This is a genomic window from Sphaerospermopsis sp. FACHB-1094 (genome assembly GCF_014696195.1).
GTDB classification, from domain to species: Bacteria; Cyanobacteriota; Cyanobacteriia; order Cyanobacteriales; family Nostocaceae; genus Sphaerospermopsis; species Sphaerospermopsis kisseleviana.
Genome location: NZ_JACJPT010000188.1, coordinates 1 through 5,877 on the forward strand (window position 1 = coordinate 1; position 5,877 = coordinate 5,877).

Here is a 5,877-nt window from a genome sequence, read left to right on the forward strand (position 1 = left end):
ACTGGTGACTGGGGACTGGGGACTGGGGACTGGGGACTGGGGACTGGTGACTGGGGACTGGGGACTGGTGACTGGGGACTGGTGACTGGTGACTGGGGACTGGGGACTGGTGACTGGTGACTCCTGACTCCTGACTACTACTAATTTCCGTTCAGTTTCTTTTCGACTAACTCGTTAGTTAGTTTAGGTTCAGCGCGTTTGTTGGTCTTTTTCAGCACTTGTCCTACAAAGAAACCTTTGAGGTTGGTTTTTCCTCCCCGGTATTGTTCTACTTGTTGCGGATTTGCAGCAATGATTTCATCTATAATTTGTCCTAGAACAGCCGGATCACTGATTAATTCTTGACCTGCAAAGGCTTTTTCTGGTTCTAGCCCATTCAGTAAATCTACTAATTTCTCCTTTGCTTGAGCGTTGCTAATCTTACCATTTTCTATTCTGGTAATTACATCTGCAAGACTTTCAGGTTTCAGTTTAATTTCGGAAATGGTGAGTTTTTGTTTATTTAAGTAGGCTGCTATATCTTGGGTGATCCAGTTTGCAGCAGCTTTGGGATTTGCACCAGCGTTTATAGCACTTTCAAAATATCCAGCTACAGAACTATCTTCTGTTAAAACTCGCGTATCATAAGCAGAAAGTCCTAACTCATTTTCATAACGATGGCGTTTTTGTGCAGGTAATTCTGGTAATTCGCTTTTCCAAGTTTCTAATTGTGCATCAGAAACTTCAATAGGTGCTAAATCAGGTTCAGGAAAATAACGATAATCGCTAGAACCTTCTTTAACCCGCATACTGCTAGTACGTTGTGAACCTTCTTCCCAAAGTCGGGTTTCTTGAATTATTCTTTCCCCTGCTTCAATAGCGGCTATTTGACGCTCAATTTCATAGTCTATCGCTTTTTGAATGGCACTAAAGGAGTTCATATTTTTAATTTCTACCTTCGTACCAAACTTTTCTTGTCCTACAGGACGGACGGAAATATTCACATCACAACGCAAAGATCCTTCTTGCATATTGCCATCACTGACACCAAGATAACGCATAATGCGACGTAGTTCTTGGGCATATTCCGCAGCTTCTTGGCCTGTTCTCAGGTCTGGTTCAGAAACAATTTCCACCAAGGGGACACCAGCGCGGTTATAGTCTACCAGAGAATAACTAGAACCTGCTAGGCGATCGCTTCCTGCGTGTACAAGTTTTCCTGCATCTTCTTCCATGTGCAGACGAGTAATACCGATGCGTTTACGGGTGGGGTTTCCCGCTTCGTCTACCATTTCTATTTCTAACCAACCATGTTCAGCTATGGGTAAGTCATATTGAGAAATTTGATAATTTTTCGGTAAATCAGGATAAAAATACTGTTTACGGTCAAATTTACTATATTCAGCGATTTGACAATTTAACGCTAAACCTGCTTTAACTGCATATTCTAGAACTTTGGCATTAAGTACAGGTAAAACTCCTGGTAAACCCATACACACCGGGTCAATATTGGTATTAGGATCTGCACCAAAAGCGGTGGAACTGCTAGAGAAGATTTTGGTGTTTGTAGAAAGTTGACAATGGGTTTCTAAACCAATAATTGCTTCGTATTCTGTTTTTACTGGTGTAGCTGTGGTCATATTATCATGTTGATGATTTTGCTTTAGGGTACTATTTTAGCGTTGTCGGGAGTTGTGCTAAAGGATGAGCTTGTCCTAAGTTGACAATTTAATAGACAAACCTGTACACTCATAGACAAACCTATGAGTGACTTTATGTTTAAACCTCATGAATTTGCTAAAAAAAGTATATGACAAGTTCTTTAAAATTAACAACTTATGAATTATGGCAAAATGAAGATGGTAGCTATGATTTCTTTCCATCACATAATGAAAGCGCCCGTGTTTTGCTAGATGATAATTCTCAATTGATAAAAAAATTTGAAGCCAATTCTTGGGAAGCAGCACGACAACAGCAATATGAATTTCTAGGATGGGGTAATTATCAACCTGTTTCTGATTTAGATGAAAGATATGTTTCTACAACTGATTTACAAGGTAGAAAAACAACATTTATAGCCCACGGATTTTCTGTAAAAGAACACAGAAAAAGTCCGCAAAAACGCAGGAGGCACAACAAAGCAAGCGGCAGAAGAAAGAATACAGAAGGTGTACGGAAGAGGGAAAAATTAGAATGAACCAAATCTTGATTAAGGTTTCGCGCAATCTCCGTCAGGAGATCCCGCAGGGTAGACACAAAGCAGCAAAGACGCTAAGGAAAAAATATGTTTTTGCAGATGTGGTGTAAATACATGAAAATTGTTAAAAATTGAATAATTAATTAATTAATTAATAGTGAGATATTTTGTCATAATTGAGAATTTAAAATACAAAATTCAAGTAGGGGCAACCACGGGGGGTTTGCCCCTACTGACTCCTGAATTCTGACATTTTGACAATTTAACGCTAAACCTGCTTTAACCGCATATTCCAAAACTTGTCCTACCTATAAGTGGACAGATTTTTTGATAAAATCAGAATATGGACAAGTTCTGTAATTGTTGATGAGAAAAATTTGCCAGATGTAATTCGGGTTTTTTAGTATCTTGCTGAATGCTTACTTTTTTTCTTTCATTGGGATGCTATCATAAAAAAACTGAGAGTTTATTTACAACCTTCAATGATACAAATATCATCAGCAGTGCGAATAATCTGAGTTAATTTTAAACCAGCTTTCGTAAATAATTCGTGAAACTCTGCTGCTGTTCTTTCTTTACCACCAGGACACATCACCAACATATTCAAATCTAACATTTTTGCAGCACCCGGAATATTACCAGGTTCAATAATCATTTCTAAAACCAATATTTTACTATGCTCATCCATAGCATTTCGACAATTTTGCAGAATTTTAATTGCTCTTTCATCATCCCAGTCGTGAACAATATGTTTTAAAAGGTAAGCATCTCCTCCTGATGGAACTGCTTCAAAAAAACTACCGCTAACAGTTTGACAACGACTAACTATATCATGTTTTTCTAATGTTGGTTGACAATGTGAAATTACATATTCTTCATCAAAGAGAATACCTTGGAGATGGGGATATTGTTGTAGAAAATTACTTAACATTTCTCCATATCCTCCACCTACATCTACCAAGGTTTTAAAGGGGGAAAAATCATAAACATCGAGAATAGCTTTTTCCTCAACTAAAGAAAAACAATTCATGCTTTCCTCAAAAATTTCCGCATCTTGAGGATGGGATTTAAAATATTCAAATACACCCATCCCAAAATGATGATCAAATGCTGGTTTTCCGGTTTTCACACTATAAAACATTTTCCCCCAAGGTTGATAATGGGGTGCATCTCCTAGCATAATAGCAGTTGCTTTGACTGATTGCGGATGATCACTACATAAATGTTCAGCTAAAGGAGTGAGGATAAAGTTTTGATTATCTGTTTCTTGAAAAATCCCGATACTTGCTAAAGCCCTCATGAGACGATATAAAGCACTAGGATCACTTTTTGTACTTTCAGCTAATTCTTGACAGGTTTGCTCACCTTGTTGCAAAATATCAGCAATGCCTAATTTAGCAGCAGTGGAGATAGCTTGAGCTACCCAATAACCGCTAATCATTTGTGTTAATTGAGTATGTAGAGAAAGTTGAGTTTCATTCATTTGCAGTTTACCACTTTATTGATATTGGTTGGACGGTAATCAATCAGAATCCAAAATAAACAATGTAGGTAAGAATTAAGTGATTTCTGTTCCTAAATTCTTACGTTTAAATTATTTTGTTTTTGCACTGCTATCTATTATGAAACAAGATGGGAATTTTGCGGGTATTGATGTAATGAATTTTCATAATCTTCTTCTTTTAAGGCGTAATCACGTTGAGTAAATGGAGAGCATCCCAATTTTGACAAAATAAACGCAACAACACTAAAAAATCTCTCACAATTTCTCACAATCTCTCACAATCTCTTATCTTTGTGTCCTTTGCGTCCTTTGCGGTTCAATCATATCAAGTCTTGGAGCATTTTAGTTCCCTAGATAAAAATACTAGATAAAAATAAATTTACACATTTGGGATGCTCCCAGTCAATGGATATCTATAGCTAAATCTTTATTAATGTCAACAATGTCAACATTATTTTACATCATATTTTGATATAATGTAATATTAAGAATTATAAATATTATTGTGATTATGGGCTAATTCCCAAGTGCAAAAATGTTTATAATTCGGACTTTTTAAGTTTACACCCTGTATATCTACTGTATATCTAATCTGAAAATCCCTATGAAGACAGATATCAATTTCCAGCAACTCAACTCACAGACCGTAGTTGCTAAAAATACACCCAACTTTTTGGGGGAAATAGTCCAAGAAACCCTAGCTTTAACTCGTCGTCTATTTATTCAATTACAACGTCGTCCTTCTACTCTAGCAGCAGGGATTATTCAACCGGTGATGTGGTTGGTGTTGTTTGGTGCATTATTCCAAAATGCGCCCCAGGGTTTATTTGGTAGTACGACAAATTACGGACAATTTTTAGCGGCTGGTGTAATTGTCTTTACCGCTTTTGCTGGGGCGTTAAATGCCGGTTTACCTGTGATGTTTGACAGGGAATTTGGCTTTTTAAACCGTCTACTGGTAGCACCTTTAGCTTCTCGTTTCTCAATTGTCTTTGCTTCTGCTATCTTTATCATTAGCCAAAGTTTACTGCAAGCGGCTGTAATTGTCGGTGCAGCGGCGTTTTTAGGTGCAGGTTTACCGGATGCATCCGGGCTAGGGGCGATCGCTCTCATAGTATTTCTACTAGCTTTAGGTGTCACCGCCATTTCCCTCGGTTTAGCCTTTGCTTTACCAGGACACATTGAATTAATTGCAGTAATTTTTGTGACTAACCTACCTTTATTATTTGCCAGCACAGCTTTAGCACCATTATCCTTTATGCCAGGATGGTTACAGGCGATCGCTACCCTCAACCCCCTCAGCTATGCAATTGAACCCATACGCTACTTATATCTAAACAGTAATTGGGGATTAAGTGATGTTGTCATGCACGCTTTCTGGGGTGATGTTACCTTTGGGGGAGCATTGTTAGTATTACTAGGATTTGCTGTAGTGGCTTTACTCAGCATTCAACCCCAACTACGCAAGACACTGGCTTAATATAGAAGCATGATTAAATGAGGCAAAATGTGAGGGGAAATCTCATGAACAAACCATTTTTACCAGTTCCAAAAATCTTAGTTGCCACTTTCGCAGGAATTAGCTTTGCATCTGTTTTAGTAGCACCACCGAGTTTAGCTGATCCAAATCAACCTTTTGCTACTTTGGAGACTGATAAAAATAGCAATTCAATGTTAGGTAATGGTTCAGATTTCAATATGTTTAACCTGATTCATCAGGCAAATTTCGGCACTCTCAACTGGAATTCTGAACAACAAAATCAACAGCTAAATGACGCAGCAGCAGCGTTTAAAGCCAGACAACAAAAACTTCTGCAAAGTCAGCAACAACCAAACCCAAATTCACCAACTACAACTTCACCAACTACATCCGGTGAAAATGCAGTACCGTTGATCAATTTACCTGCTTCAGATCAATGAAAATAGCAGTTACACAAGATTGGAATAAAAGCTGATTCTTGCGTAGGGGTAATTCATGAATTACCCCTACTTTTGTTCTGTTTTGCGTAAGTCCTGGAACAGTCAAAACCTCAACTTCTCATCCTGGTTGGGTTTGAAGTTGAGGTTCTGGAAAATTATTAGTTAGGGCTTGCTGAATAAACTCAAAACCTTGATAAATCAAGGGTTTCAGGTGGAAAATCAGGAAATCAGTGCAGGATTTTTCAGGGGTATACTCCTAAAAGCGTGCATTTTCCGG

General features: G+C 38.0%; 5 protein-coding genes. 3 read left to right on the forward strand and 2 right to left on the reverse strand.

Annotation, left to right across the window (positions count from 1 at the left end; translation table 11 throughout):
* Positions 1-140 precede the first annotated feature (140 nt).
* Positions 141-1,619 (reverse strand): Asp-tRNA(Asn)/Glu-tRNA(Gln) amidotransferase subunit GatB, encoded by a 1,479-nt coding sequence (gene gatB, locus H6F47_RS26530; protein ID WP_190347118.1) that lies wholly within the window; start codon positions 1,617-1,619, stop codon positions 141-143.
* Positions 1,620-1,789: 170 nt separating this feature from the next.
* Between gatB and H6F47_RS26535 the strand changes: the two genes are divergently transcribed.
* Positions 1,790-2,176, forward strand: coding sequence for a hypothetical protein (locus H6F47_RS26535; RefSeq protein WP_137668789.1), 387 nt, complete (start codon positions 1,790-1,792; stop codon positions 2,174-2,176).
* A 466-nt stretch (positions 2,177-2,642) separates the two neighbouring features.
* Here H6F47_RS26535 and H6F47_RS26540 read toward each other — a convergent pair whose 3' ends face one another.
* Entirely contained in the window at positions 2,643-3,659 is a 1,017-nt protein-coding gene (locus tag H6F47_RS26540; RefSeq protein WP_190651727.1) for a methyltransferase, read from the reverse strand.
* 625 nt (positions 3,660-4,284) lie between these two features.
* Here H6F47_RS26540 and H6F47_RS26545 point away from each other — a divergent pair.
* Both H6F47_RS26545 and H6F47_RS26550 read left to right on the forward strand, forming a co-directional pair.
* Positions 4,285-5,160, forward strand: a complete 876-nt coding sequence (locus H6F47_RS26545) for an ABC transporter permease (protein ID WP_137668791.1) — start codon at positions 4,285-4,287, stop codon at positions 5,158-5,160.
* 44 nt (positions 5,161-5,204) lie between these two features.
* Positions 5,205-5,600, forward strand: a complete 396-nt coding sequence (locus H6F47_RS26550) for a hypothetical protein (RefSeq protein WP_190651729.1) — start codon at positions 5,205-5,207, stop codon at positions 5,598-5,600.
* Positions 5,601-5,877 lie beyond the last annotated feature (277 nt).

What these genes read in the sequence shown, in the direction of transcription:
- H6F47_RS26545 (WP_137668791.1), top strand. Translation starts at nt 4,285, where the DNA reads ATGAAGACAGATATCAATTTCCAGCAACTCAACTCACAGACCGTAGTT.
- H6F47_RS26540 (WP_190651727.1), bottom strand. Translation starts at nt 3,659, where the DNA reads ATGAATGAAACTCAACTTTCTCTACATACTCAATTAACACAAATGATT.
- H6F47_RS26550 (WP_190651729.1), top strand. Translation starts at nt 5,205, where the DNA reads ATGAACAAACCATTTTTACCAGTTCCAAAAATCTTAGTTGCCACTTTC.
- gatB (WP_190347118.1), bottom strand. Translation starts at nt 1,619, where the DNA reads ATGACCACAGCTACACCAGTAAAAACAGAATACGAAGCAATTATTGGT.
- H6F47_RS26535 (WP_137668789.1), top strand. Translation starts at nt 1,790, where the DNA reads ATGACAAGTTCTTTAAAATTAACAACTTATGAATTATGGCAAAATGAA.